The following is a 25,513-nucleotide window of genomic DNA, read 5'->3' as shown; positions in this document are numbered from 1 at the left end:
CACCTGCCGTTCCGGCCGCGCGGGAAAGGTGCTATCATGCGCCTTTCATTCAACGCCACGGAGCGGGTCCCATGACACGGTTTCCCCTCGCTGTGGTCGTTGGCCTGATTGCCGCGACCATTTCGCAGCCTGCCGTCTCGGATTCGACTGAACAACGATTAGGCAAAGTTCATTTCGCGACGTCCTGCAAGCCCGAGGCACAGGAGCTGTTCGATCGCGCCATGCTGTATCAGCATTCGTTCTGGTACAGCGCATCGCGGCGCACCTTCGAGGAAGTGCTCGAGGCCGATCCGCAATGCGCCATCGCCTATTGGGGCATCGCGCTCAGCTATCTCTACAATCCGCATGGGCCGCCACCGCCGGAGAACCTTCCGCTCGGCCTCGAAGCCGTGAAGAAGGGTCAGGCGCTGGGCGCGCAGACACAGCGCGAGCGCGACTATGTCGATGCGATCGCGGCGATGTATGTCGATTACGACAAGGTCGATCACCGCACCCGCGTGCAGAGATTCCTCGCAGCCGAAGAGCAGGTCGCGACACGCTATGCCGACGATGACGAGGCGCAGATCGCCTATGCGATCACGCTCAACGTCGCGGCGTCCCCGTCCGACAAGACCTATGCCAACCAGCTGAAGGGCGCGGCGCTGCTCGAGCCGATCTTCAAGCGCCAGCCCGAGCACCCCGGCATCGCCCACTACCTGATCCATCTCTACGACTATCCGGCGCTCGCGGAGAAGGGCCTCCCCGCGGCGATGCGCTATGCCAAGATCGCCGAGCGCGCGCCACACGCCCAGCACATGCCGTCGCACATCTTCACGCGCGTCGGCTACTGGAAGGAATCGATCGCCTCGAACAAGGAATCTGCGCGCATCGCCAAGGAAGACGGCGAGCAGCAGGATCAGGCGCACGCGATGGACTATCTGGTCTATGCCTATCTCCAGTTGGGCCAGGACAAGGAGGCCCGGGCGGTGGTCGAGGAGCTCGGCCAACTCCAGTTCAAGCAGGACCGGTTCGCCGGCCCCTTCGCGGTCGCGGCAAGCCAGGCTCGCTATGTGTTCGAACGCGGCGACTGGAAGGGCGCCGCCGCGCTCGAAGTGCACCCGACCAAATACGCCTATGCGGACGCCATCACCTACTTCGCCCGCGCCGTCGGCGCCGCGCGCTCCGGTGATCCGGCGGCCGCCAAGCCCGATATCGCCAAGCTGGTCGAGCTACGCGACAAGCTCAAGAACGCCAAGGACGCCTACTGGTCCAACATCGTCGACATCCAGCAGCAGATCGCGAGCGCCTGGGTGCTGTACGCCGAAGCCAAGTACGACGAAGCGCTCAGCGCAATGAATTCCGCGGCGGAAGCGGAAGACAAGACCGAGAAGCATCCCGTCACGCCGGGACCGCTCGCCCCGGCACGCGAGCTCTACGCCGCGATGCTGCTCGATCGCGGCAAGGCCGCCGACGCGCTTGCCGCCTATGAGGCCGTGCTCAAGAAGGAGCCGAACCGGCTGGCGGCTTATGTGGGGATGATGAAGAGCGCCAAGCATCCGGCGATCAAGCCAAGACCCAGGACTGCGCAACGCAGATCGCCCGGCTCACCGCGGATTCCGACGTGTCCCGGCCGGAGCTGATGGAATTGCGACAGACAACGGGAAGCAAGCTGTGATGCCGCTGACGACATGGCGCAACGGCGGCGCGGCGCTGCTCGGCGCTGTTGCGCTGTGTCTCAGCCACGCGCCGCCGCTCGGTGCGATGGAGATCCTCGGCCAGGCCGGCGTCCTCGGCGAATGGGAGCTGACCGGGCATCTCACCGAAAGCGCGCCGGGCACGCCGAGGCAATTCTCCGGACCATTGAAGATGAAGCACGTCGGAATCTGCACGCAGGATGGGCCGGAGGAACGCGCCGGCGAGATCAAGCTGCAAATCACCGGTTCGGATGCACAGGTCACGGCCGAACTGGTGCTGGACGGCGCGCCCTGCACCTATAGCGCCCGCAAGACGCACAATTACGAGGGCACGCTGTCCTGCGAGGGCCGCGCGCCCGTCCCGCTCCTGGTGTGGCTCAAATAGCTGACGCCGTCAGGCTCTCCACTCAGGCAGCGGACCGCGAGCGGCGCAGCCACTCGTTCAGATCGATGCGGCCGATGCGCGCCTCGCCCAACGGCACCAGCGAGTATTCCTCGACCCGGCCGCCCCAGTAGAGCGCGTCAGGGTCCCGCACCACCTCGCGCGGGTCGCCCTTTGCCTTCAGGTAGCGGGCCACGATGTCGTTGAACGGCGCACGGTCCGGGCCAGCGATCTCGACGATGCCGTTGCGCGGCGGCTCGAGCGCGATATTGGCCACGAACGCGGACACATCCTCCGCCGCGATCGGCTGGAACAGGCCGGGCGAGAGCCTGACCGTGTTTCCAACCGCACCGGCATCGGCGATCGCCCCGACGAATTCCATGAACTGGGTCGCGCGGATGATGGTGTAGGGAATGCCGGCCGCCTCGATCAGTTTCTCCTGGGCGACCTTGGCGCGGAAATAGCCGTTCTCCGGCGTGCGGTCGGTGCCGACGATCGATAGCGCGACATGGTGTTTGACGCCGGCCTGCTTCTCCGCCGCGAGCAGGTTGCGGCCGGAGGTCTCGAAGAATTCCAGCACCGCCTTGTTCTCGAACGACGGCGAATTGGCGAGGTCGATCACGACGGCTGCGCCAGCCAGGGCCTGCTTCAACCCCTCGCCGGTGATGGTGTTGACGCCGTTCTTGGGCGAAGCGGCGACGACGTCATGGCCGCCTTGACGCAGAATGGCTGTCGTCCTGGAGCCGATCAGTCCGGTGCCGCCGATCACAACGATCTTCATGAGTTGCTCTCCTTTGTCGATGACTGGAGATCTCGAGATGCGCTTGGGGCCTCAAACCGCCGATGGAAAGCGCGGCGGCACTTATAGCATGCCGCTAGCGCGCATGGCGCGCTCGTCAAATTGATCAGGATTGGTCAGCGATGCTGATTGACTATCGGAGGCGCACCGCGTGCCGGCTGCTCAGGAAAACTCGTTCCAGCTGACGCGGCGCGCATCGACGTCGCCGAGCGTGATCGGATCATGGATGTTGCGCACGCTCTGGAAGCCCGAGCGCAGATAGATCAACGGATCGACCGTGGTCGCGGCGCGGACATGCTGGACCTCGCCGATGAAGATCGAATGGGTCTTGGTCTCGAGCTCCTGCGCCAGCACGCAGTCGAACGCCGCGACGGCATCCTCCAGCACCGGGGCGCCGGTCGCACCGGTGGTCCAGCGTCCGAACGCGAAACGGTCGTCGCCGTTGACGCCCTTCTGGCCGGAGAAGGTCAGCGCCAGCAGAGCGTGGTCCTCGTTCAGGAAGTTGATGACGAAATGGCGCTCCTCGAGGATGCGGGCGTGCGCGCTGGCATTACGGTTAACGCAAACCAGAACCGAGGGCGGATTGTCCGACAACGAGCAGGCCGAGGTCACCGTCAGGCCGGTGCGCTGCCCGGTCTCCGAGCCGACCGTCACCAGCGCGACCGCGCCGGCGCAATGGCGCATCGCCTGCTTGAAACTCTGTGCGTCGACCGTCATGCCGCAACCCCGGTACTGAAATATATTTCCCTCAAGATATGCAAGGCGGGGTACGAGGCAAGCCCCGCACCCCGCCTAGCTGTCATGCAGCCTTCTCGAACTCGGCGCCGAGATGCTTGAGCCGCGGCATCACCTCGTTCTTGAGCAGGTCCAGCGAGTGCCGCCAGGCCTCCGGCTTGTGCTTGTAGTCGAAGCCGAACACACAGAGCACGCCGAAGCCGCCGACCTCCCGGTAGATCTGCTCGATCTTCTCGGTGACCGTCTTGGGCGAGCCGACGATCCAATTCCGGCGTGCGCAATATTCGACGGTGACGTCGCTGTCGGGCACGTCGGGCGCGTGTTTCAGATAGTCCTTGAAGCCGAAATGGCCGAGCAGCGGCAGGAAATACTCGCCCATCATCCGGCCCATCATGTCGCCGGTCGACAGCTTCCACGCCTCCTCGTCGGTATCCGCCACGAACACCTCGCGCACCAGCCGCCAATCCTTGCGGCTCGGCTTGCGGCCGGTCTTGGCTGCGCCGGCTTCGACTGAATCCCAGTGGCTGCCGACATAGGCCGGGTTGAGGTTGAGGCTCATCGGGATGAAGCCGCGCTCGCCGGCGAGCTTCAGCGTGTCGGAGTTCTTCGACAGGCCGGCGACGCCGATCGGCGGATGCGGGCCCTGCAACGGCTTGATGTGGGGTTTAAGGAAGTCGAACATCGTGTCCGGCTTGCTCACCGTCCAGTACTTGCCTTTGTGGGTCCACGGTCCCGGCTCCGACCACATCTTCAGGATGATCTCGAGTGCCTCACGGGTCATGTCGCGGTTTTGCCCCGACATGCCGTCGACATTGAACATCGCCCAGTCGCTCGGCAGGCCCGAGGCCGCGACGCCGAAGTTCAAGCGGCCGTTTGAGAGATGATCGAGCATCGCGACGCGGTTGGCGAGCTCGGCCGGGTGATGGTACGGCAGCAGGAAGCCACCGGGCCCGATGCGCAGATTCTTGGTCTGCAGCAGCGCCTGCGCCACCAGGAGATCTGGCGACGGATGCGGCTCCCAGGGCGCGGTGTGATGCTCGCCGATCCAGGCTTCCTGATAGCCGAGCTCGTCGAGCCAGCGCAGCGTCTGCAGGTCCCAGTCGTGGCCCTCCTTCAATCCGCACTCCGGCGGGTGCGAGGGCATGGTGAAGTAGCCAAGCTCCATGTGCGTTTCCTTCCTTCGTTGGGTTCAGTCATGCAATGCGTCTTGCCGCGCATTGCGCGACAATCAGCAAGCGCTGTGCCAGCGGGAGAAATCGCAGAGAATCGTTGGGAACAGCCGGTTTTCGGCCGGCTCTAGCCGATTGCCGTGTTCAAGAGCGCCGCGATCGTCTCACGGTCGCGAGACGCGTCGCAACCGTGAGACGCGCAGATAGCGTGCCCGATCAGCCCGCCGCGCGGCGCGGCATCGCGTTGTTGGTATCAGGCTCGGAGGGCGGCGGGAGCTGCATCAGGATGGTCTGGCCCATCGAGGCGATCTCGATGCCTTCTTCCTGGAAGCGCCGCTTCATGCGGCGGTTGAACTCGCGCTGCACAGACCAGCGGCCGCTATCGGTGCAGCGGATCTGGCCGACGATTGTCACCACGGAGCCGTCGACCTTGTCAACGCCCCACAATTCGAGGTCACCGCGGATGAATGCACGATACGCCGTCTCCTGACGCATCTGCGCGACGATATCCTTCAGCACCTCGCCGGCGCGGTCGGTGTCCTCCTTGTAGGACACGTTGACGCTGACAGCGGCATTGCCCGCGCCGCGGCTGGAATTGGTGATCGTCGTCACCGCGCTGAACGGCACCACATGCACCGAGCCATCGCCGGCGCGCAGCCGCATGGTGCGGATCGAGACGTTCTCGACCACGCCCGAGAGGCCCGACACCGTGACGGTGTCGCCGACCTGCACGGTGTTCTCGATCAGGAGGAACAGCCCGGTGATCAGGTCCTGCACCAGCTTCTGCGAACCGAAACCGATCGCGATGCCGACGATGCCGGCGCCGGCGAGCAGCGGCGCGACATTGACGCCGATCTCGCTGAGCGCGGTGAGCCCGACCACCGCAACGATCATGCAGAACAGCGCGGTGCGCAGCATCGGCTGGAAGGTACGCAAGCGCGCCGCGCGAGCGTAATGCCCCTCGCGCGACAGCGTGTCGATCTGGCGGTCCATCAGCGCATTGGCGACTTCCCAGATCACGGCCGCGGCGAGCGCGGCGATGCCGATCGTCACCAGCGCCGAGATCAGGCGAGAGCCGATCTGGCCGCCGTAGAACCAGACGATGGCGTCGACGCCCCAGACCTCGAGCAGCGCGACGAAGCCGATCAAGGCGATCACCGTTGTCACCACCTTGCGCAGCAGCGGCAGGTAGCGGTTGGCGCGCGTCTCGAGCCCCGGGAAACGTTGCATCAGGTCCGGGCTGATGCGGAAGCCGCGATCGATCAGGCTCAGCACCACCATGGTGACGAGCCGGGTGACCAGTAGCACCGCGACCGTGCCGACAAAATATTGCAGCAGCAGCGAATAGCCGTTGCGGATGTTGAGCGCCCACACCGCCCACAGCGCGAGGTCGAGCGCGATCGCCAGCACATGCCAGAGTGAAGCGAGACGGTTGCGCGTCCGCGCCGCAAGCCCGGTGCGATCGGCCGGCGCACGGATGACATCGGCGACCTGGCGGCGGCACTGCAGGATGATGACGACGACGAACAGATGCACGACCAGCATCACCAGGCGGATCAGCGCGGCATAGCCGGCGCGATGCAGCCCGAGCAGCAGCGCGACGTTGGCGAAAGCGATGCCGGAGACCCCGACCGCAACGATGCGCCGCGCCCAGATCTCGATATAGGCCGCGGTCTCGGCACGGACGCGGAACAGGCCGAAAGGCCCCGCCAGCGCCCGCACCGCGCAGATCAAGACGCGCGAAAATACGTAAGCATTGACGACGGCGAGGATCACCAGCCGCGTCGTCGACTGATCGCCGATCTCGGTGCCGAGCAGCGCCGTGGCGATGCCGCCGAACACGACCACCGGCAGCAGTTCGAGCAGCAGGCGGCCGAGCACGAAGGGCAGCCGGACCAGCGACTGCCAGGCCCGCGCCAGGCTGAGCCGGCGCGATGCAACTCCGGTTCCGGCGTGACATCGGTAACCGACGACGGCGGATCGGCGCTCGCGAGCGCCTGCACCGGCATGCGCGCGGTCTGCGGCAGCCGCGTTTCGAGGAACGCAACCGGCCGCTTGATCAAGCGGAACACCACCCATTCGGCAGCCAGGGCGCAGCCGAACACCAGCGCCAGCTCCAGGCGATGTCGATCAGGAGGCCATACGCGTCCGGATCATTGGCGGTGCGCACAAACCAGTAATAGAACGCCGGAAAATGCGTCAGCGTGCGCGCGACGTCGGCGACCTCGCGCGACATCTCGCCGACCTGCTCCGACACCATCAGCAGGAGCTGCGCACCGAGGCTGTCGGCGGTGAGCGGGATCGGCGAATGCTGCTCGGGTGCCGGCTCCGCGGCGGCCGGCTGAGCAGCAGCCTGGGGCGAGGCCTTGGCGATGGCGCGCAGCGTGTTGATGATCTCGCCGCGCTTCTTGTCGTCCTGCAGCGTCTCGAGCGCGCGCTTCGCCTGCTCCGGTGTCAGCGTGTCGCTGGTACCGGGTTGCGGCGGCGCCGGCTTGGCGGCCGGCTGCGCAAGCGCGGGAGAGACGAACAGGGTGAGGACGAGAAGGATCGCAAAACGAAATGTGTGCGACACGAGGGCCTCTTATTAAAAGTCATTGCGCGACGGCTCATCCCTGGAAGGAATCAGCTCTCGCGCTCGCGCCATGTCGGATCGCTCCTTTTCGCCCCGATGATGTGTCGGAAGTTTGCCGTTGCAGCGGCCATGTCTTGGCATTTGCCGCAACACAATCGTCACAAGTGTTGAGCGGCGTTTACGCATGCAAGGCGGTCCCGGCTGGGCCGGCCGAGCCGTTCACCACACGTCAGGGATGAGGCGGCAGAATCTTTCGCTTGACGCAGGCTGGCGGCCATGGTGTTCTTATTTTGTTCTTTTGGTTTGCGATTGCGTTTCGGGGGTGTCATGCACGACGTGTTCAGCGACGACGGTCCGGTCAGGCTCTTCTTTCATGATGACGACGAAACGCCGCTGGAATTCATGCGCAACTTGTTGCGCACGGTATTCGGCAAATCCCGGAAAGAGGCGATTGCCGTCACCGCGCGAATCGAGGCCCAGAACGGCTTCGCATGCGGCCCCTATCCCGCGACGGTGGCCAAGGCATTGCTGGAGTCCGCCCAACAGCTGATCCGCAACAACGGGCATCCATTGCTGATCACCGCGTCAGCCGCGGACGCGGCCCGGCCGTGCGATCTCTGTGGCGCGTTGGAGCCCGTGACCGACGTGTTTCTCATCCGCCGGACAGTCTGCCTGTGCGGCAACTGCCTGATCGCCGCGCGGGCAAGCTCGGAAAATCTGCCGAGCGAGGAGTTCCGATATGCCTTCATGGCGCTCGATTGGCATTTTGCCGGGACGCCGCGCAATCAGATCATGACCCGGTCGCGGCAATTTCCCGGTCACATGCGAGCTGACGTTCAGACCGCGATCGACAGGTTGTTCGCTGCGCCGATCCATTTCTTCGGCATTCACGAGCAACACCGCTATGAGACCCTCGGGATTGCCTCGCTGATGGAGAACAGCCGCAACGCGCCGCCGATCGCGCCGCCGCAGTATCACGACGTCGACGTTGGCGAGCCCGAGTCAGTCAAATGCCTGAGCAATGGCTTGTGGCTGTGCCAAACCGAAGAGCTGCGCTACGCGGTGCTGCTCAGCTACCATCGTGATTATCAGACCGAACCGGGCTTGCGGATCGAACTCGCGGTGCCTGCGGGTACCGCTGGAAACGCCTTGGTGCAGCGGACCTTCGCGGAGCTGGAAGCGGCCGTACACGCGGCACGATCCTATCGCGGCAAGATCCTGTCGCTTGAGGATGCCGCCGACTATCGCGGCCGCGCGCGCGGCGTGACCGTGCATCGCCTGCCGACCGTCGCGCGCGACGACGTGATCCTGCCGGAACGGACGCTGCGGCTGCTCGACCGCAACGTGCTCGGCTTCGTCGAAAGCCGCGATCTGCTGCGCAAGCTCGAGCAGTCGACCCGCAAGGGCATCCTGCTCTACGGCCCGCCCGGCACCGGCAAGACCCACACCATTCGCTATCTCGCCACCAATCTGCCAAACCACACCACGCTGATCATCACCGCCGAACAGGTCGGGCTGCTCGGCGCCTATATGAGCCTCGCGCGGCTGCTGCAGCGACCATGGTCGTGATCGAGGACGTCGACCTGATCGCGCGCGACCGCGAGGACATGGGCGGACCGTGCGAGGAATCCCTGCTGAATAAGCTGCTGAACGAGATGGACGGCCTGAAGGAGGATTGCGATATCCTGTTCGTGCTGACCACCAACCGGCCAGAAGAGCTGGAGGGCGCACTGGCCGGCCGGCCCGGCCGTATCGACCAGGCGATCGAGGTGCCGCTGCCCGACGAAGCGGGACGCGGCAAGCTGATCCGGCTCTACGGCCGCGGCCTGCCGCTCGCGCCGTCCGTCATCGATGCAGCGGTGCAGCGCACCGAAGGCGTCAGCGCCGCCTTCATCAAGGAGCTGATGCGCCGCATCGCGCAGGCCAGCATCGCCCGCAACGAAGGTCAAGATGTCACAGCCGAAGACATCGACGGAGCGCTGAACGAGATGCTGTTCGACGGCGGCCGGCTCAACGTGAAGCTGCTCGGCGGCGCGCAGGGAATGAGCGCCGGGTGAGACCGGGTCAGTGCGCCAAGCGAGGCGGCAGCAGCAACTCGCGTTCGCCAGCTGCGACGCGCGCAAGTTCGTCCGACATCCGCGCCAGCACGCGGTCCCAGGCCTGCGGTCTGTCCTGGCGGAACAGCCGCATGGTCGGATACCAGGGCGTGTCGGCGCGGTCGCGCAGCCAGCGCCAGTCGAGCGCATAGGGACACAGCATCCAGACCGGGCGCCCCAGCGCGCCGGCCAGATGCGCCACCGAGGTGTCGACGGCAATGACGAGATCAAGCGCGCAGACGGCGGCCGCGGTGTCGGCGAAGTCGCCGAGCGTCGGCGCAAGATCGACGATATCGGAGCCGAGATTCCGCAGCACCGGCGCGTCGTCGGGCCGCGGCTCCTTCTGCAGGCTGTAGAGCTGAACGCCAGGCGTGACCAGCCGAGGCAGCACGGCCTCCGCCGGCAGCGAGCGCTGACGGTCGCCCTTGTGCCTGACATTGCCGGCCCAGACCACGCCGACCTTCAAGACGGACACGCCACTGAGTGCGTCGCGCCAGCGTGCCAGCTTGCCGGCATCCGCCTGCAGATAGGACGTCGCCGCAGGAATCGTCTCGACGGTGGTGCGGAAGATCCGCGGCAGGCTGAGCAGCGGCAATTGCAGGTCGAACGGCGGCAATGTCTCGCCGCGGGCAAGCACCACGACGCCGGGCAGCATCGGCCGCAGCAGCGCGACCAGCGCCGGCTGAACCTGCAGCAGGATTCGGCCGCCGGTGCCCACCAGCATCGGCACGTAGCGGACGAAATTGATGACATCGCCGAGCCCGTACTCGGCGAACAGCAACAGCGTGCGCCCCGCCAGCGGCTCGCCCTGCCATTCCGGTTCGTCGAACACCGGATCGCCTTCACTGAGCATCTTGGTCTTGCGGCGCCACTGATACTCCTCGAAGCCCTCCTCGAACTCGCCGTTCATCAGCAGGAAATGCGCGTGGTTGTAATGCGCCAGCGGCTGCTCGGGATCGAGCGCGATGGCCCGGCGCGACGACACCAGCGCGGCATCGATCTCGCCGGCGTTGCGCAGCGCGACCGCCAGATTGGCATGCCCCTTGGCATAGAGCGGATCGATCTCGATGGCGCGCCGATGCGCCGCGACCGCGGCCTCGACCAGGTTTTGCGCCTCGAAGATGATCCCGAGATTGGTGTGCGCAGCGGCATAGTCCGGCTTGAGCGCCAGCGCGAGTTCGGCGCAGGCGATCGCCTCATCGACTTGCCCAAGCTCGAACAGGCAGGCCCCGAGATTGTTGAGGATGACGTGATCGGAGGGATCACGGGCCGAGACCTGCCGGTAGAGACGGACCGCCTCCTCGCGCTCGCCGAGTTCGTGCAGCACCATGGCAAGCAGGCGCTGCGGCGCGAGGTTGCCGGGATCGAGCGCCGTTGCGCGCCGGTAGTGCAGGATCGCGTCCTCGAGCTGGCCGAGGCGGTAGAGCGCCGCGCCAAGGCCGCAGTGCAGCCCGGGATTGTCGGGATCCGCGCCGAGCCCGCGGCGATAGGCGGTGGCGGCGGCGTCGTGCTTCTTCTGATCGGACAGTGCGTTGCCGAGATTGAGCCAGACGCCGCGATAGGCCGGATCGCGCGCGATCACCTCGCGATAGGCCTGCTCCGCCTCGACCGGCCGCTGCTGCCCGGCCAGGGCAACGGCGAGGTTGAACCGCGCCCGCGTCAGGCTGCCATCGAGCGCGATCGCGCGGCGAAACGCCGCCTCGGCCTCATCGAAGCGCGACAGGTCGCACAACGCCACGCCGAGCTTGATGTGCAGGCCGGCATCCTTCGGCCGCAGCGTCACGCCGCGCTGGAAAGCCGCTACTGCGCCTTCGTGCTCGCCCTTCACGGCGAGCGCATCGCCGAGTGTGCCGAACGCCGGTCCATGCTGCGGATCGAGGCTGAACACCCGGTTCAGCAGCACCGCGCCTTCCGCGGCGCGATCGGTCACGAAGGCGATGACGGCAGACAGATGCAGCGCCGGAACATGGTCGGGATCGGCACTGAGGATGTCGCCGCACAACGTGCCGGCCTCCATCGCGCGTCCCGCACCGTAATGCGCCACCGCATCCAGCAACATTCGATCGATCGCCACCTTGCCCACGATACCGCCCCCGCCTTCAAGACCCCGATGGGGATTAAACGCGCGTTGCCGCCAAATCCGGCACGCGAATATCGGATCGCGGCCTGACATCCCGCCCCCTTGACGCTTGGCCGCTCATGTAACATATGAAGTTACATGATACGAGATAGCCGCCTGTCCAGCGTCCTGCATGGCCTGCTCCATATGATCGGAGCGGGCGAGCCAGTCACGTCGGAGCAACTTGCCCAGGCAATGGCGACCAACCCTGTGGTGGTGCGCCGGGTGATGGCGGGCCTGCGCGAGCAAGGCCTGGTGCGGTCGGAGAAGGGCCATGGCGGCGGCTGGACGCTGGCGCGCGATCCCGCCGACATCACGCTCGCCGACATCTATCGCGCGGTCGGCACCCCCACCATCGTCGCGATGGGCCATCGCTCGGAAAATCCCGGCTGCCTGGTCGAACAGGCCGTCAACGATGCGCTGTCAGGCACGTTTCGCGAGGTCGAGGCGCTCTTCCTGAAGCGGCTCGGCGCGGTGACGCTCGACGCGCTGGCGAAGGATTTCAAGCGCCGGCTCGCCAAGCACAAACAGAGCCTCGAGGACCAGATCCATGCAATCAAATGAACAGGCGAAACCGCTGCCGTACAACGATCCCGCGCACTGGGACAAGATGGTCGCCGCCTATGAGGCGCAGTCCCAGCCGTTCACGACGCTGTTCGCCAACGCAGCGGTCGCGCGGCTCCCGATCGGCGCGTCATCGAAGGTGATCGACGTCGCCACCGGCACCGGCGCCGCGGCACTCGCCGCCGCCCGCACCGGCGCTGCGGTCACTGCGATCGACTTCTCCGCCGGCATGGTGGCGCGGGTCCGCGCCCATGCCCGGCCCAACATCGAAGCGCGGCAGATGGACGGCCAGGCGCTCGATCTGCCCGATGCAGCCTTCGATGCCGCGGTGTCGATATTCGGCGTGATGCTGTTTCCGGACTGGCGCGCCGGGCTGCGCGAGATGGCGCGGGTGACGCGCTCAGGCGGATCGGCGGCGATTGCGGTCTGGAAGAGCGCCGACGGCGCCGCCGTGCATCTCCTGCTCGCGCAGATCATCCGGCGGCTCTATCCCGATCATGTCACGCCGATGCCCTGCACCGGCCTCGCCGAGCTGGCCGATCCCACCCGCCTCGCCACTGCGGTGATCGCCGCCGGCTTCGCCGATCCCGTCGTCACCGAGATCACCCACGACTTCACGCTCAAGGTCGCCAATCCAGCCGACATCGACAAATTGTTCGAGTTCATGCCGCATTGGAGCGGGCTCGATGCCGGCCAGAGCGCCGCGGTCGCGCGCGCGCTCCGGAGCGAGATCGAGCAGAGACGGACCGGCGACAGCTTCGCGATTCCCTCGACCGCGCTGATCGCGACGGCGCAGCGGACGTAGCACGTGTGACGTCAGCTTGCGTGCGCGGGATGAGAATGATCGACCGCGTGACCGACTGATCGCGGCGACGTCGCGCGCTTCCATCTTCTCAAATCGTGCAATGACGTAGCGGCCCGGCAACGGCGCGTCACAAAAGCGGCTGCGCGCGGAGATTCCGCGGCGCGCTTGCCGAACTGCGTATTAGAACAACCCCATACTTTCTTTGGAATCTGCGCCGGCCTGCATCGCGGCGCGACGGGGGTTTTCCTTGCTGCCGATTGCAAACTTCGCGCGGACCGGTCTCCGCTTCGTCGCTTCGCGCCTTGCATCCGACCTTCGCGACAGACGGCCATCGATCGCACGCCGCGCGGCTTGCGGCCTCGCCGTGATCGCCGCCGCGTTGTTCAGTTCGGTCGCAGCCGCGAGCGCGCCGGCGCCGGCGGTGGCCTCGATCTCCCCGACATCGGGTCCCGCGGCGGGCGGCACCACCGTCATCATCGCGGGCGGCAGCTTCAACACTGCGACCGCCGTGCACTTCGGCGCCACTGCTGCGACGAGCTTCGTCATCAATTCAAACGAGCAGATCACCGCCGTCGCGCCCGCCGGGTTCGGCACGGTGGATGTCACCGTGACCAACCCATCCGGGACATCGTCCACGTCTCCGGCGGACCAGTTCACCTATGTGGCGTCTCCGCCGACGGTGACGTCGATCTCGCCGACCGCAGGCCCGACCCGCGGCGGAACGACGGTCATCATCACCGGCACCAACCTGACCGGTGCCAGCTCGGTGAAATTCGGCGCGGCCAATGCGGCGAGCTTCACGGTCAATTCGGCGACTTCGATCACCGCGATCTCGCCCTCGGGCAGCGGCACCGTCGACGTCACGGTGACAACCGCGGTCGGGACATCGGCGACCTCGGCAGCGGACCGCTTCAGCTTTGCGGAGGGTACGACCCAGATCGCGCTGACCTCATCGCAGAACCCGAGCAGTTTTGGCCAGTCGATCACCTTCACCGCCAAGGTCACCGCCCCGGCCGGCACGCCCGCGGGCACAGTGACCTTCAGCGACAATGGTTCGCCGATCGGCACCGCAACGCTCGCTACGGGCACGGCGACGTTCTCGATCGCAACGCTCAAGATCGGCAGCCACACCATCACGGCGAGCTATGCCGACAACGGCTCGTTCGACGCCAGCACCTCGCCGGCGCTGGCGCAGAGCGTCGGCGTCCCGGCCGACAGCGTGAATCTGCGGGCGTTGCAGATCGACCTTACCAAGGTTGTGGCGCAGAATTCCGGCCAGGCGATCTCGGGCGCGATCGACGGCGCGATCTCGGATGGGTTCAGCGAGGGCGGCAGTTTCATGACGCCGAGCGGCGCCGGCATGCGCTTCAACTTCGCGGCCGACCCGGAAAGTGGCGTGGCGCAGGCCGACGCAGGCAATCGCAGCCCCTATGCTCCCGATCGCAATTCCGCTGCGTCCGGACGCAGCGGCGGCAGTTCGCGGATCGACAATGCGTTTGCGGCGATCGATCAGCAGATGCCGGCCAAGGCTAAGCCCGCGACATATCGCAAGGCGCGCGACTGGCTGTTCTGGATCGACGTGAGGGGCAGCGGCATCGACCGCTGGTCGTCGCCGACCTCGCCCGGCGTCGGCACAACAGGGTCTTCGATTTACGGCAACCAGCTCAACGCGCTGATGGGTCTGACCTACAAGGCAGCGCCGAACTTCCTGGTCGGCGCCGTCGCCGGCTACGAGACGTTCAACTACACGGCGCAGGACATCAGCGGAAAGCTCACCGGCGATGGCTGGACCGCGGGCACCTATCTCGGCTGGATGATCATGCCGTCGCTGCGTTACGACGCCGCCGTGACCTTCTCCCGGATCGGCTACAACGGCGTGGCCGGAACGGCGCAAGGCAGCTTCAACGGCGACCGCTGGATGTTCGCGACCGGACTGACCGGCAGCTACAAGATGAGCAACCTCCTGATCGAGCCATCCGCACGCCTCTACACGCTGTGGGAGCATGAGAACGCCTACACCGACACGCTCGGCACGTTGCAGACGGCGCGTGACTTCGTCACCGGCCGCGCGTCTGCCGGCGCCAGGCTGAGCTACCCGCTGGCCCTGACCGACGGCGCAGCGCTGGCGCCCTATCTCGGCGTCTACGGCGACTACTACTTCAGCCGTGACGACGCGGCGGCGCTGGGCGTGAGCGGCATTCCGGTCAACCCGACGCTGGTGCTGGAGGGCTGGTCGGCGCGCGTCACCGGCGGGCTGAACACCAGGCTTGCGGGCGGCGCCGTGCTCGGCCTCGGGGCGGAGTATGGCGGGCTCGGCGGCACCGCACGGATCTGGACGTTCTCGGCCAGGGCACGCGTGCCGTTCAACTGACCAACGCCGCCACCGCAGGCCCCGCATCCCCGGCGATGCGGGCCGTCGCAGTTCCGCTCACGCCTTACCTTCGTCGGCGCGCATCGTCGTTACGCTCGTCTTCGTCACTGGGCGGCTGCAGGGCAGGACTGTTGGCCCAGCGGTCGAGTTCTTCGATGACCCGCCGGTGGCTCGGCCGAAGCGTCGATGGAGCGCCGGGCTCCTGCGAAAGTTTTCGGGGCAGCTTGACCTGTTCTGGCATGGCGAGGCTCCAGAGCTGGGGGTCTGTGCGCGGCCTGGCGACTGGATCGCCGGTGGTAACAGAGATGCGAAATTTTACTGGCGGTCCGCCGGCTTCGCCGGCGCCGCGACCGGCTGCAGCGGAGCCGCTTGCTCCCACGGTGCAGGCAGGATGACCCGCGCCGGCGGCAGGGTCTGCGAAGCGCGTTGCACATTCGCAGCTGCCGGCTGCGGCGCGTCGCCGGAATTATCCGCGCGGGCGATCGCAATCGTGATGCCGAGCGCCAATGCTGCGAACCCAAGTGCTGCACCGATCGACGCGGCGGCAACACCGGTCCGCGGCCGGTTCAGGATGGCAAGATGAGATGAGGTCATCGCAACTGCTCCTCACGCAATACATATCGTTCGGAGCCGTGCAGGGCACGAAGGCCCTGCACGGCTCAAGTCGGGTCATCAGGTCTTGATGTCGGCCGGCAGCTTGCCGCCGTTGGCGGCGAGCTTGGCCATCACCTGCTGATGCAGCCAGACATTCATGGTGGCGGTGTTGTTGGTATCACCGGTGTAGTGCAGCTCCTTCGCAAGCTCCTTGCGCGCCGCAAGGCTCGAGTCGAGACCGAGTGCCTTCATCAGGTCGACGATCGAGGTGCGCCAGTCGAGCTTCTCGCCGGTGGCGGCCGCCGCCTTGTCGACGATCGCGGCGACGTCGACGGTTTGCGCCGCCGGCGTGCCGGGAGCCGCCGATGCGGAAGCTGACGATGTCGAAGCCGGTGCTGCGCCGGGGGCAGCCGTCGCTGTGGTCTCTGCCGTCTTGGCCTGGGCGCCATGGCCGAAGATTGCACCCATGATGCTTCCAAAAATGCTCATGCTCTCTCACTCCATGTGCCCGAGACGTGGGTCCCGTGGCTGGTTCCGGTGACGGAGCGAACGATAGGCAGGCCATTGGCCTAGTGGAAGATGACCATCGTCACTATCGGAGTATGGGACGGCGTGGTGCAGTCGGGGAGAGAATCGTGCGGTCAGGCACCGCACGTCGCGCGCGTTTCATCGTACGCCCCACGTGCGATGAAGTCAGCCGTCCCGGCCCGATTCGCCAGCCCCGAGAAGTCGGGACGGCTGACATCAACGCGCGCTGCCCATCTTGCGCTAAAGTTGGCGGCGGCGGATGGTCTGGGCAAGTTCGACAAAGCTTTCCGCGATGCCGACGCCGGTCTTGGCGCTGACCGATTTCACGTTCGACCTGCCGAGCGACTTGGCGAGCTCGGCAATTGCGCCGGCGCTGCCCGCGGCTTCGGGCAGGTCGATCTTGTTCAATAGCGCCCGGTAGGGTCGGCCCGGAAAGCGCTCCTCGAAGCCGCGGACCAGCTCGACCATGTGGGTCACGGTCTGCGGCCGCGTGACGTCGGAGACGATGATCGCGGCGGATGCGCCGGTGACATAGACGGTGTCGAAAATCTGCGTGCCGAAATCGCCGTCGGTATCCCACAACACGAGGCGCATCGGATCGCTGCCGTCCGCCGGCACCACGTCGTGGCTCAGGATCTCGACGCCCAGCGTCGATTTGTACTGGCCCTCGAACCGGTCGTAGATCAGCCGGTAGAGGATCGACGTCTTGCCGACCCCCATATCGCCGAGCAGCATGACTTTTGCGGTGAGCATCAGCGGGCCACTTCGCCTCGATAGACCGTCTCGAACGCGACGCGGCGATTGCCGCCGACGGTGACGTCGAGCCGGTCGGTGATCGGCATCGTCGCGGCGCGCGACACCAAGATCAGCCGCGACGGATCGACCCCGAGCGCGGTCAGCTTGCGCTGGACCTGCTCCGCCCGCTTGCGCCCCAGCGTCTTGTTGGTGCCTTCGGTGCCGCTCTGATCGGCGTAGCCGACGATCCGTACCTTGAGGTCGTTGTTCGCCAGCAGTCCGGCGAGCTCACGCAGCTGCTGCTCGGCCTGATCGTTGTCGAGAACTTCGTCCGAATTGTTGGCGAAGAAGATCGCGGTCGAGGCGATGAAGCGGTCGAGCCGCGCCGTCGGGCCATCGGCGACGGATTGCAGTTTTGCAACTTCCTCGCCGAGCTTCGCGGACTGCTCGCCGAGCTTGCCGTATTGCTCGGTCAGCCCGGCAACCTTCTGATCGCCGGACTTTGCCTGCGCGCTGATCGCCTCGCGCATCTGGTCGAGGCTCGCCTGCAAGCGCGCCAGGCTCTGCTGCAAGCCCACGATACCGGCCTGCGACGCCGCCGCCTGGTCCGGGGTGGCGACCTGCCCGATCTGGTTGACGATCTTGTACGGCGCCGCGGCCGCAGCGAGCGCGTCGATCAACGGCGCGGTCTCCAGCTGGCTCGGCTCGATGCCCGAGACCGCCACGCTTGCCCTGCCGTGATCGAAATCGAGTCGCAGCGGGAACGTGACCAGCAAGGGCTGCTTCGCGGCGAGCTGCTCCAGCACCGCATGGGTGCGCCGCTCCAAAAGGCCGCGCGACACCGACGTCGCGGCAAGCCAGAGCAGCAGCGCCAACACAGCGGCGAGCACCGCGAACAGGATCACCTTGCCGCGCCGGCTCGCGATCCGTCGCGGCGTATCGTCGGTCTCGATCGCGGTTGCGAGCGAGGCGAGCATCGGGCCGTCGCAATCCGCGCCGCGGTCGATGCGCTCGATCGCGTCGAAGAACAGCGAGTTGATCCGGGCATTGTCGGCGGGGCGCAGCGGTCCGAGGCACTCCGCCGCCAGGATGTAACGCGGCGAGGCGCGCAGCGCGAGCTGCCGTCCGCCGAAATCGAGCGTCTGCAGATTGCCTTCACCGGCCAGCGCCTGCACGGAGAACTCGAGGATCGCCGCAACCATCGCGCTCAATAGATCGGCGCGTTCGTCGGCGGTCGCCTCGCGCTTCCAGTCGCCGATCAGGCGGCCATTGCCGCGTTCGATGATCAGCAGGCGGTTGATCTGCGGCGGGCGATCGGCGAGCACGAACTCGCTGATCGGACGTCCCGTCACCAGCGACTTGACGCGCCCGACCCACAGTTGCGCCGAGGTCAGTGCGTTGATGCGCTGCTCGAGCGATGCAACCAGTTCCCGGAACGCATTCGCAACTGCGGCGCTGACCAGCCGGCCGACGATCGGATAGAGCGCCTCGATCATCTGCTCGCGCGAATTCTTGATCTCGCTGCGGATCGCGGAGACCACGACCGGCGCAATCGCGGTGGCGAGCTCGCGCGGCCGGTTGACCTCGGCGCGCTCCAGCGCCTCGACCAGAATACCGGCGGTCGCCGTCTCCAGGCGATCGGCATTGCCGACATAGCGCTGTAGCGTATCGAGGTCGGCCTCGAGCGACGTCAGACGCGTCGCCTCGGGCTGAAACAGCAATGTCTTGAGCTGCTCGATCTCGCGATTCTGGCCGGCAGCAGCTGGCATGCTTATTTGCCCGTGCGGCCCGATCCCAATCCGCTGATGACGGTGCCGAGCTGGGTGATGGCCGCGCCGACATCCTTCAGCGAGTCGAGGCGCTTCTGCTCGGTATCGCGTTCGAGGTCGGAGAGCCGTGCTGAAAGCGCGGTGAGCTCGTTGGTGAAGTCGGCCTGCATCTGCTTCAGCGATGCCTGCATCTCCTCGCGCAGGCCCGAGAGGTTGGTCTCGAGCGAGCGTTGCGCGCCGCCGAACAGAAGGTCGCGGACCTGATCGATCGCCGCCATGCCATGCGCCGCAGGATCCGCGCCGTTGCCGGCCGCCGCGTTTGCCAGTCCATCCGAATCCTTGGTCTGGCGCTCGATACCCTTCATGGTCGTTCCCTGCTTACTCAAAGCTGCGCAATACGGACCTGCCGCTTTAAAAAGCAAATCCGAAACAACCCTATAGCCAATTTTGCGGGCGCGGCCCAGAGAAAGGCGAGCAATTTCAGCCAGATCAGCCGCCTGGTTGTACGGACAAGGCCAGTTATTTCTAGTAAGTTATTGCCTTTATTGCGAGTTCCGTACGGTTCTTGACCTGGCATTTCTCCAGGATGGTGCTGACGTAGTTCTTCACCGTGCCCTCGGCCAAATGCAGCCGCTCGCCGATCTCGGTATTGCTCTTGCCCTCGACGATCAGCGTGAGAATTTCATTCTCCCGCGCCGTCAGCCCGTCGCGCACTGGCAGCTTCGCCGAGACGCGCGGGCCGCGCAGCCTCTTGAACTCATCGAGGATGCGCGCGGCGACACCGGGCGAAAGCCCGGACTGGCCGTTGATGACAGCGCGGATCGTCGATGCGATCTCCTCCATCCTGGCATCCTTCAGCAGATACGCCTTGGCGCCGGCGCTGACCGCCTCGAAGATCAGGTCGTTGGTCTCGAACGTCGTCAGCACGACGATGTGAGTCTGCGGCAGCTCGCGCAGAATCCGCTGAGTCGCCGCAATGCCGTCGACACGCGGCATCTGCAGATCCATCAGGATGACGTCCGGCCGGTAGCGCCGCGCGAACTCGATGGCCTGCTCGCCGTCGGCCGCACCGGGAAGGATCTCGAAATCGTCGTTCTGCTGGGCAAGCAGTGTGGCGATACCTTCCCTGATCAGGGTCTGATCCTCGGCAATCAGCACCCGTACCTTCTCGATCCTGCTCACGGGCTTCCGTCATCCTCTCGAAGTTTGTCGCGCGGCAACGACATCAATCGGCCAGCACGCCGGCCGACGCCGTCGGCGGCACCGCCACGGGGAGCGATATCCGGACCAGCGTTCCCTGTCCGGGAGCGCTCTCCACCGCACAGCTTCCGCCGACAAGTTCAGCAAATTCGGCCATTCCGATCAATCCGAAATGTCCGGGATGAGGGATCGCGGGATCGAAGCCGTGGCCGTCATCGCGGATCTCGACGATGAGCTTGCGGCCGACCGCCGCCGGCGCTTCGAAGGCGTGAAAGGAAACACGGCGCGCCTGCGCATGGGCCTGAACGTTGCGCAGCGCCTCGCTGAGGATGCGCTGGACCGTCAATCCGCAATCGCGCAAGCCGGCACGCGCCTCCTCGTCGATCTGGATCGACACCCTGACGCCGCTGCGTGCGGCAAAGTCGCTGAGCAGTCCCTCGACATCGGGATCGAGCTTCAGATCGTCGGGCGTGCGCAGGCGATCGATTGCCTCGCGGGCGCGCACGAGGCCGCTCGCAGCCGCGTCTTCGGCCGTCGCAAGGCTGTCCGCCATCCGCGCGGGATCGACCGACAGATAATGCCTGATCAGCCGGATCTGGGTCAGCAGCGCAACGATCGAATGCACCAGCGTATCGTGCAGGTCGCGCGCCAGCCGCAGCCGCGTTCGCGCCAGGGAGGCAAAGCGCACCTCCGCGCTCGCCGCCTCGAGCTGTTGCTCCATCAGGCGCCGCGCCCTGCGTTCGCTGCCGAGCAGCGTTTCCACCTGACGCCCTGCGAAGTCCGGCATGGCGATCACGAAGTAGTGCGATTGCGCGCCGTTCCACAGCACGACCGCCGTCATCGGCTGCGTGATGTCAGGCGACGCGCCGCGTACGCCCGCCAGCGCGATCATGTCCCGCTGGCCGCTGGCGAGCGCCGCCAACTCGGCTTCCATGCCGACCAGCAACATGCACTCGCAGCAATCGACGCCGGTTGCGGGAAGCCATTCGACCAGCCGACCGATCTTCCGCTGCATGCTCCGGTCGGCACCGATGACGGCGAGACCGATGACGTTGGCTTCCGCGGCCGCAAGCAAATCCGCGCTCAGATTGATCATGCGTTGCCCATCGCTCAGCGAGCAGCCCACTCTGGCGTAAGCCGGGTGCGGCCGCAAACGAATATGACTTTCGTCACAACCGATCCTGACTTTCGTCAGATGCCGCCGTCGCTCGAAATGCGGTTCTGTCCCATGAATGAGCAACAGCGCAAGCCATGATGTGCCACATGCCGGCGTCCATGGCGATGCCGGCCAGGCGCCGGGCCTCGCGGAAGGTCGTCGTGCCAGTCGGCCAGAGTGTGAGCTGACAATGAAGCGCGCGCCACGAAGATCGTCGGGTATCGAGCTGCGCATGTTGGCGGAAGCAGAAAAGCCCGCACGGCGCCGGCGCCTGAGCGCGACCCAGAAGGTGGCATTGCAGGAAGCACTCACCGGCCGCCTGCAGCTCTATCCGCGCGGATATGCCGCGAGCAAGACCGGCCCGTTCCACTCCCGACGCGCCATCCTCGGCCTGGTACGCGCCGGCCTGATGAGCCTCAGCGCGACCGCGCGCTATGCGGCCGTGACCAAGCGCGCGCGGGACATCTATGCAGCCCCGGCGACCAGCGAGACCACGAGCGAATAGGCGCATGCCATCGCACGCGCCGCATCCCCGGCCTGATGCTCAGCCCGGCAACGGCGCGCCCCAGCTTGCCGTCACGTTGCCGCCGAGCCGTGGATTATTGAGTGGCCGTCTCGCGCGCAGGATCGCCGGCAAGTCCGGACTGTGAAACCGGGCCGCGCGCAGGAAGACAACAAAATCTAAATTGATGCGCTCCGCAAAGCGGGTTCAGGCGCCATTCAGGGTTGCGGCCGTGATACAGCAAAGCTCGGCGGCGCCGCCGGCGATCACGGAAATCTGAAGTTAAGCTGCGAAGACAGACTTTACAGTTTACCTGTACATATGCCATCAAGACGGCATGAACAGTTCACCGGCCCGTACCGGCTCGGCGCGCACCTCCGCGCTCGCCGAAGACCTTCGCCTGTTGATCGGAACGCTGAAGCGCCGGCTGCGCGAGCAGGGGCAGCGTGACGACCTGCCGCCCTCCCAGGTCGCGGTGCTGCTGCGGCTCGAAAGGGACGGCCCCGCGACCGTGTCCAGCCTGGCGCGGTCGGAGGGCATGCGTCCGCAGTCGATGAGCTCGGCGATCGCAGCGCTCGAGGCTGCAGGCTTGGTGCGCGGCGCGCCCGATCCGGACGACGGCCGCCAGACCATCATGTCGCTCACCGATACCTGCCGCGAGCGGCTGCGCACCGGCCGCGCCGCACGGCAGGACTGGCTGTCGCGCACGATTGCCGCGCGGCTGACGGCGCGGGAACAGGATGAACTCGCCGCCGCTGTCGGCTTGCTGAAGCGGCTGGTCGCGGACTGACGCCGCACCGATCGCAAGACACATCCGGTTGAAAAGGAAACGATGATGGCTCTGACGACGCTCGATCCGATCACCGCCCTCATCGTCGTCGATTTGCAGGCCGGGCTCGCCGACGCGCCCTTCGTCCATCCGTTCGCAGACGTGGTGGCGCGCGCCTGCGCGCTCATCAACGCGTTTCGGCGGCGCGGACTGCCGATCGTGCTGGTCAATGTCGACGGTGTTGCACCCGGACGGACTGAGCGGCCGCGCCATAGCAGCGCATTTCCCGACGGCTGGACCGACCTGCTCCCGGAGCTTGACCGGCAACCGGGCGACATCGTCGTCACCAAACGGACCTGGGGCGCGTTTGCCAGCACCGACCTGGAGACCCGGCTGAGGGCCCGCGGCGTCACGCACGTCGTGGTCGCCGGCGTTGCGACCGGCACCGGCGTCGAATCCACCGCACGGCAGGCCTTTGAGGCCGGCTTCAACGTCACGCTCGCGATCGACGCCATGACCGATGCGCGGCCGAACGCCCATGATTACAGCATCGAGCAGGTATTCCCGCGGCTCGGCGAAACCGGCTCGACCCAAGCGATAATCGATCTCCTGGAAAGGACGCATGCCCATGAACTGGCTTGACCTCGTCGCCTACTTCTTCGGCGGCGCCTTCCTCACCAACGCGATCCCGCATGTCGTCGCCGGCATGATGGGCGAGCCGTTCCAGAGCCCGTTCGCGAAGCCGCCGGGCGAAGGCCTGTCGTCATCGACCGTCAACATCGTGTGGGGCTTCTTCAACCTCGCGGTCGGATATCTCCTGGTTTGCCGCGTCGGCGAATTCGGCCTCAGAACCACCAGCGACGTCGCAGCGCTCGGCCTCGGCGGCCTCCTGATCGGCCTGTTCCTGGCGCGGCGGTTCGGGCGGTTTCACGGCGGGAATGATCCGCAGCGAACATGAGACGAGTCTTTCGATCGCTCGCGAGCTTCAATTACCGGGTCTGGGCGGCCGGCGCGCTGGTGTCGAACATCGGCACCTGGATGCAGCGCGCCGCGCAGGACTGGCTCGTCCTCACCCAGCTGACAAATCACAGCGCATCCGCCGTCGGCATCGTGATGGCGCTGCAATTCGGCCCGCAACTCCTGCTGATGCCCTGGTCCGGCCTCGCCGCCGATCGCTTCAACCAGCGGCGGCTCCTGATGGCGACCCAGGCTACGATGGGCACACTGTCGCTCATCCTCGGCATTCTCACCGTCACCGGGCTGGTGCAGCTCTGGCACGTCTATGTGTTCGCGTTCCTGTTCGGCTGCAGCGCCGCGCTCGACGCTCCGGTCCGCCAGACCTTCGTGGCCGAGCTGGTCGGCGATCGAGACCTGTCGAACGCCATCGCGCTGAACTCGACCTCGTTCAATGCCGCGCGCATGGTCGGCCCGGCGATGGCCGGCTTGCTGATCGCCTCGGTCGGCACCGGCTGGGCGTTCCTGTTCAACGGGACGTCCTTCATGGCGGTGCTGACCTCGCTGTGCCTGCTGCGCAAATCGGAGCTTCGACCGAATGCGCGCGCAGCCCGCACCAGGGGCGGCATCATGGAGGGATTTCACTATGTCTGGTCCCGCCCCGATCTCCGGGCGACCCTGGTCATGCTGTTTCTGATCGGCACTTTCGGGCTGAATTTTCCGATCTTCATCTCGACCATGGCGGTCGGCGTCTTCCATACCGACGCGCGCGGCTTTGGCCTGTTGTCGTCGATGATGGCGATCGGGACGATGTCGGGAGCGCTGCTGGCGGCGACGCGCGACCAGCCGCGCTTTGTCGCATTGATGCTGGGCTCGGCGATCTTCGGTGTCGGCTGCACGCTGGCCGCGCTGGCGCCGAACTACTGGCTGTTCGCCGCCGCCCTGGTCGTGATCGGCATCGCCTCTCTGACGGTCCTGAATACCTCGAACGCACTGATGCAGCTCTCGACCGAGCCTGCGATGCGCGGGCGCGTGATGGCGCTGCGGCTCGGCGTTGCGCTCGGCGGCACGCCAATTGGCGCACCGATCGTCGGCTGGATCGCCGATCATCTCGGCCCGCGCTGGGCGCTCGGTGTCGGTGCTGCCGCAGGATTTGCCGCCGCACTCGTCGCGCTCGGCATGCTCTCGCGGGCGAACGCCGCGGCCGGACACCGCAGCGGACATGGCAGCATGCCGCCGGCCGAATGACGCGCTTCCGAAGGCAGCGGCCGATATGGTTCTCGGGCAGGATGCTGTTGCCGCCAAGCAGCCCGCGGGCGCGCGATCTCTCACCGCCTTTGAGGAGCCAGAGCCGAGAGAGCCTTAGTACGCGTAGGAGGTCTTGCCCGGCTGCACGTTCAGCCGAAAGGCGACGTCGGTCGAACCGTCCATCAGCTCGATGATGTGGTCACACACCAGGCAGCGAAACTCGCCGGCGACACCACCCTTCGACGTCAATTCGATCCGGCGGTAGCCAGCCTGGCAATGGGGGCACGTCACGTCAGATTTTCGCATGGAATCAGCAAGCCGTTGCTCTTTCTATTTTCCATATGCCCATCGTCAGAAATGTGACGGCGTCACGATCTGTGAAAGATAGAGTTGACCTCGTGTAAAATTATCGATGGCTGTAGACCGGCTCCGCCGGGCGATAGGGAAACGCCGAGACCCCGAAGTTGCGGCCATATTGCTGCTGCACCGCCGGAACGTTGACCACACCGACCTTGAGATGGTCCAACCGCCGCCATAGCCTTGCTTCGGTCCAAAGTGACCGCGGATGGAGTTCGGGCAGCTAACCTGCGTTCTTTTTATCTGGAATGTGACGGCCGTCTAATCGGCATGTTCGTCGGCGCGGCGCCGGAAATTTGTGCTGAGCTTTCAGCGTGAAAAGTTCCCGACGGCCGCCGGAGCACACGCGCATCCCAGGCAAGCAGCACGTGTGATCGGAAAAACGAGCGAGCGCTCACTAAGAAAATTTGCTCAGC

The 25,513-nt window shown here is 66.0% G+C and carries 25 protein-coding genes and 1 pseudogene; 12 read left to right on the top strand and 14 right to left on the bottom strand.

Features of this window, described 5'->3' with window-relative positions; genetic code table 11:
- The first annotated feature begins 71 nt into the window (after nt 1–71).
- Nucleotides 72–1,619: a hypothetical protein gene (locus ALC15_RS08585; protein WP_244485988.1), complete on the top strand. Its 1,548-nt coding sequence runs from the start codon at nt 72–74 to the stop codon at nt 1,617–1,619.
- 34 nt (nt 1,620–1,653) lie between these two features.
- Nucleotides 1,654–2,058, top strand: a complete 405-nt coding sequence (locus ALC15_RS08580) for a hypothetical protein (RefSeq protein WP_050626858.1) — start codon at nt 1,654–1,656, stop codon at nt 2,056–2,058.
- A 22-nt stretch (nt 2,059–2,080) separates the two neighbouring features.
- Here ALC15_RS08580 and ALC15_RS08575 read toward each other — a convergent pair whose 3' ends face one another.
- The 4 genes and pseudogenes from ALC15_RS08575 to ALC15_RS08560 form a co-directional block, all read right to left on the bottom strand.
- Entirely contained in the window at nt 2,081–2,836 is a 756-nt protein-coding gene (locus tag ALC15_RS08575) for an SDR family oxidoreductase (protein ID WP_050626857.1), read from the bottom strand.
- A gap of 180 nt (nt 2,837–3,016) precedes the next feature.
- Nucleotides 3,017–3,571: a flavin reductase family protein gene (locus ALC15_RS08570; RefSeq protein WP_050626856.1), complete on the bottom strand. Its 555-nt coding sequence runs from the start codon at nt 3,569–3,571 to the stop codon at nt 3,017–3,019.
- An 82-nt stretch (nt 3,572–3,653) separates the two neighbouring features.
- Nucleotides 3,654–4,754 (bottom strand): LLM class flavin-dependent oxidoreductase, encoded by a 1,101-nt coding sequence (locus ALC15_RS08565; RefSeq protein ID WP_050626855.1) that lies wholly within the window; start codon nt 4,752–4,754, stop codon nt 3,654–3,656.
- 220 nt (nt 4,755–4,974) lie between these two features.
- Nucleotides 4,975–7,330: pseudogene (locus ALC15_RS08560) on the bottom strand (mechanosensitive ion channel family protein).
- A gap of 327 nt (nt 7,331–7,657) precedes the next feature.
- On the opposite strand from ALC15_RS08560, the gene ALC15_RS08555 reads away from it, so the two are divergent.
- A complete protein-coding gene (locus tag ALC15_RS08555) occupies nt 7,658–8,899 on the top strand; it encodes an ATP-dependent Clp protease adaptor ClpS (protein ID WP_283806255.1) in 1,242 nt (413 codons plus the stop codon).
- Entirely contained in the window at nt 8,890–9,387 is a 498-nt protein-coding gene (locus ALC15_RS47130) for an AAA family ATPase (protein WP_283806254.1), read from the top strand. The genes ALC15_RS08555 and ALC15_RS47130 overlap by 10 nt, the downstream gene beginning before the upstream one ends.
- Nucleotides 9,388–9,394: 7 nt before the next feature.
- Here ALC15_RS47130 and ALC15_RS08550 read toward each other — a convergent pair whose 3' ends face one another.
- Nucleotides 9,395–11,485, bottom strand: a complete 2,091-nt coding sequence (locus ALC15_RS08550) for a tetratricopeptide repeat protein (protein WP_050626911.1) — start codon at nt 11,483–11,485, stop codon at nt 9,395–9,397.
- A 159-nt stretch (nt 11,486–11,644) separates the two neighbouring features.
- Between ALC15_RS08550 and ALC15_RS08545 the strand changes: the two genes are divergently transcribed.
- The 3 genes from ALC15_RS08545 (at nt 11,645) to ALC15_RS08530 (ending at nt 15,285) form a co-directional block, all read left to right on the top strand.
- Nucleotides 11,645–12,109, top strand: a complete 465-nt coding sequence (locus tag ALC15_RS08545; protein ID WP_050626854.1) for an Rrf2 family transcriptional regulator — start codon at nt 11,645–11,647, stop codon at nt 12,107–12,109.
- Complete coding sequence (locus ALC15_RS08540; protein WP_050626853.1) at nt 12,096–12,914, top strand: class I SAM-dependent methyltransferase; 819 nt, start codon at nt 12,096–12,098, stop codon at nt 12,912–12,914. The genes ALC15_RS08545 and ALC15_RS08540 overlap by 14 nt, the downstream gene beginning before the upstream one ends.
- A 247-nt stretch (nt 12,915–13,161) precedes the next feature.
- Nucleotides 13,162–15,285, top strand: a complete 2,124-nt coding sequence (locus ALC15_RS08530) for an IPT/TIG domain-containing protein (RefSeq protein ID WP_244485987.1) — start codon at nt 13,162–13,164, stop codon at nt 15,283–15,285.
- Between the two features lie 64 nt (nt 15,286–15,349).
- Here ALC15_RS08530 and ALC15_RS44760 read toward each other — a convergent pair whose 3' ends face one another.
- The 8 genes from ALC15_RS44760 to ALC15_RS08495 all read right to left on the bottom strand — a co-directional run bounded on the left by ALC15_RS44760 (nt 15,350) and on the right by ALC15_RS08495 (nt 21,207).
- Nucleotides 15,350–15,526: a hypothetical protein gene (locus ALC15_RS44760; RefSeq protein WP_167350136.1), complete on the bottom strand. Its 177-nt coding sequence runs from the start codon at nt 15,524–15,526 to the stop codon at nt 15,350–15,352.
- 74 nt (nt 15,527–15,600) lie between these two features.
- Nucleotides 15,601–15,879: a hypothetical protein gene (locus tag ALC15_RS08525; protein WP_050626850.1), complete on the bottom strand. Its 279-nt coding sequence runs from the start codon at nt 15,877–15,879 to the stop codon at nt 15,601–15,603.
- A gap of 78 nt (nt 15,880–15,957) precedes the next feature.
- Nucleotides 15,958–16,368 carry a DUF3597 domain-containing protein gene (locus ALC15_RS08520; RefSeq protein WP_050626849.1) on the bottom strand — a complete coding sequence of 137 codons (411 nt, stop codon included), beginning with the start codon at nt 16,366–16,368 and terminating at the stop codon, nt 15,958–15,960.
- Nucleotides 16,369–16,647: 279 nt separating this feature from the next.
- Entirely contained in the window at nt 16,648–17,160 is a 513-nt protein-coding gene (locus ALC15_RS08515; protein WP_050626848.1) for a Rab family GTPase, read from the bottom strand.
- Nucleotides 17,160–18,911: an OmpA family protein gene (locus ALC15_RS08510; RefSeq protein ID WP_050626847.1), complete on the bottom strand. Its 1,752-nt coding sequence runs from the start codon at nt 18,909–18,911 to the stop codon at nt 17,160–17,162. Before ALC15_RS08510 ends, ALC15_RS08515 begins: the two co-directional genes overlap by 1 nt.
- A 2-nt stretch (nt 18,912–18,913) precedes the next feature.
- A complete protein-coding gene (locus ALC15_RS08505) occupies nt 18,914–19,276 on the bottom strand; it encodes a hypothetical protein (RefSeq protein WP_050626846.1) in 363 nt (120 codons plus the stop codon).
- Between the two features lie 160 nt (nt 19,277–19,436).
- Entirely contained in the window at nt 19,437–20,093 is a 657-nt protein-coding gene (locus ALC15_RS08500; protein WP_021079504.1) for a response regulator transcription factor, read from the bottom strand.
- A 43-nt stretch (nt 20,094–20,136) separates the two neighbouring features.
- Entirely contained in the window at nt 20,137–21,207 is a 1,071-nt protein-coding gene (locus ALC15_RS08495; protein WP_128089477.1) for a sensor histidine kinase, read from the bottom strand.
- Between the two features lie 292 nt (nt 21,208–21,499).
- On the opposite strand from ALC15_RS08495, the gene ALC15_RS46010 reads away from it, so the two are divergent.
- The 5 genes from ALC15_RS46010 (at nt 21,500) to ALC15_RS08470 (ending at nt 24,740) form a co-directional block, all read left to right on the top strand.
- Nucleotides 21,500–21,772, top strand: a complete 273-nt coding sequence (locus ALC15_RS46010) for a hypothetical protein (RefSeq protein ID WP_244485986.1) — start codon at nt 21,500–21,502, stop codon at nt 21,770–21,772.
- Nucleotides 21,773–22,106: 334 nt separating this feature from the next.
- Nucleotides 22,107–22,559 (top strand): MarR family winged helix-turn-helix transcriptional regulator, encoded by a 453-nt coding sequence (locus ALC15_RS08485; RefSeq protein ID WP_050626843.1) that lies wholly within the window; start codon nt 22,107–22,109, stop codon nt 22,557–22,559.
- A 45-nt stretch (nt 22,560–22,604) separates the two neighbouring features.
- Nucleotides 22,605–23,180, top strand: coding sequence for an isochorismatase family protein (locus tag ALC15_RS08480; protein WP_050626910.1), 576 nt, complete (start codon nt 22,605–22,607; stop codon nt 23,178–23,180).
- The gene (locus ALC15_RS08475; protein ID WP_050626842.1) at nt 23,167–23,496 is read left to right on the top strand and encodes a hypothetical protein; all 330 of its coding nucleotides are present in this window, start codon (nt 23,167–23,169) and stop codon (nt 23,494–23,496) included. Before ALC15_RS08480 ends, ALC15_RS08475 begins: the two co-directional genes overlap by 14 nt.
- Entirely contained in the window at nt 23,493–24,740 is a 1,248-nt protein-coding gene (locus ALC15_RS08470) for an MFS transporter (protein ID WP_050626841.1), read from the top strand. The genes ALC15_RS08475 and ALC15_RS08470 overlap by 4 nt, the downstream gene beginning before the upstream one ends.
- Before the next feature lie 114 nt (nt 24,741–24,854).
- On the opposite strand, the gene ALC15_RS08465 is transcribed toward ALC15_RS08470, so the two are convergent.
- Nucleotides 24,855–25,046, bottom strand: a complete 192-nt coding sequence (locus tag ALC15_RS08465; RefSeq protein ID WP_050626840.1) for an MJ0042-type zinc finger domain-containing protein — start codon at nt 25,044–25,046, stop codon at nt 24,855–24,857.
- Between the last annotated feature and the right edge of the window lie 467 nt (nt 25,047–25,513).

Source organism: Bradyrhizobium viridifuturi, assembly GCF_001238275.1.
GTDB classification, from domain to species: Bacteria; Pseudomonadota; Alphaproteobacteria; order Rhizobiales; family Xanthobacteraceae; genus Bradyrhizobium; species Bradyrhizobium viridifuturi.
This window is presented reverse-complemented; position numbering and strand designations above follow the sequence as displayed.

Bases quoted from the DNA above. Each gene is read 5' to 3' on its own strand.
- ALC15_RS08585 (WP_244485988.1), top strand. From the start codon at position 72: ATGACACGGTTTCCCCTCGCTGTGGTCGTTGGCCTGATTGCCGCGACC.
- ALC15_RS08580 (WP_050626858.1), top strand. From the start codon at position 1,654: ATGCCGCTGACGACATGGCGCAACGGCGGCGCGGCGCTGCTCGGCGCT.
- ALC15_RS08575 (WP_050626857.1), bottom strand. From the start codon at position 2,836: ATGAAGATCGTTGTGATCGGCGGCACCGGACTGATCGGCTCCAGGACG.
- ALC15_RS08570 (WP_050626856.1), bottom strand. From the start codon at position 3,571: ATGACGGTCGACGCACAGAGTTTCAAGCAGGCGATGCGCCATTGCGCC.
- ALC15_RS08565 (WP_050626855.1), bottom strand. From the start codon at position 4,754: ATGGAGCTTGGCTACTTCACCATGCCCTCGCACCCGCCGGAGTGCGGA.
- ALC15_RS08555 (WP_283806255.1), top strand. From the start codon at position 7,658: ATGCACGACGTGTTCAGCGACGACGGTCCGGTCAGGCTCTTCTTTCAT.
- ALC15_RS47130 (WP_283806254.1), top strand. From the start codon at position 8,890: ATGGTCGTGATCGAGGACGTCGACCTGATCGCGCGCGACCGCGAGGAC.
- ALC15_RS08550 (WP_050626911.1), bottom strand. From the start codon at position 11,485: ATGTTGCTGGATGCGGTGGCGCATTACGGTGCGGGACGCGCGATGGAG.
- ALC15_RS08545 (WP_050626854.1), top strand. From the start codon at position 11,645: ATGATACGAGATAGCCGCCTGTCCAGCGTCCTGCATGGCCTGCTCCAT.
- ALC15_RS08540 (WP_050626853.1), top strand. From the start codon at position 12,096: ATGCAATCAAATGAACAGGCGAAACCGCTGCCGTACAACGATCCCGCG.
- ALC15_RS44760 (WP_167350136.1), bottom strand. From the start codon at position 15,526: ATGCCAGAACAGGTCAAGCTGCCCCGAAAACTTTCGCAGGAGCCCGGC.
- ALC15_RS08525 (WP_050626850.1), bottom strand. From the start codon at position 15,879: ATGACCTCATCTCATCTTGCCATCCTGAACCGGCCGCGGACCGGTGTT.
- ALC15_RS08520 (WP_050626849.1), bottom strand. From the start codon at position 16,368: ATGAGCATTTTTGGAAGCATCATGGGTGCAATCTTCGGCCATGGCGCC.
- ALC15_RS08515 (WP_050626848.1), bottom strand. From the start codon at position 17,160: ATGCTCACCGCAAAAGTCATGCTGCTCGGCGATATGGGGGTCGGCAAG.
- ALC15_RS08510 (WP_050626847.1), bottom strand. From the start codon at position 18,911: ATGCCAGCTGCTGCCGGCCAGAATCGCGAGATCGAGCAGCTCAAGACA.
- ALC15_RS08505 (WP_050626846.1), bottom strand. From the start codon at position 19,276: ATGAAGGGTATCGAGCGCCAGACCAAGGATTCGGATGGACTGGCAAAC.
- ALC15_RS08495 (WP_128089477.1), bottom strand. From the start codon at position 21,207: ATGATCAATCTGAGCGCGGATTTGCTTGCGGCCGCGGAAGCCAACGTC.
- ALC15_RS46010 (WP_244485986.1), top strand. From the start codon at position 21,500: ATGTTGGCGGAAGCAGAAAAGCCCGCACGGCGCCGGCGCCTGAGCGCG.
- ALC15_RS08485 (WP_050626843.1), top strand. From the start codon at position 22,107: ATGAACAGTTCACCGGCCCGTACCGGCTCGGCGCGCACCTCCGCGCTC.
- ALC15_RS08480 (WP_050626910.1), top strand. From the start codon at position 22,605: ATGGCTCTGACGACGCTCGATCCGATCACCGCCCTCATCGTCGTCGAT.
- ALC15_RS08475 (WP_050626842.1), top strand. From the start codon at position 23,167: ATGAACTGGCTTGACCTCGTCGCCTACTTCTTCGGCGGCGCCTTCCTC.
- ALC15_RS08470 (WP_050626841.1), top strand. From the start codon at position 23,493: ATGAGACGAGTCTTTCGATCGCTCGCGAGCTTCAATTACCGGGTCTGG.
- ALC15_RS08465 (WP_050626840.1), bottom strand. From the start codon at position 25,046: ATGCGAAAATCTGACGTGACGTGCCCCCATTGCCAGGCTGGCTACCGC.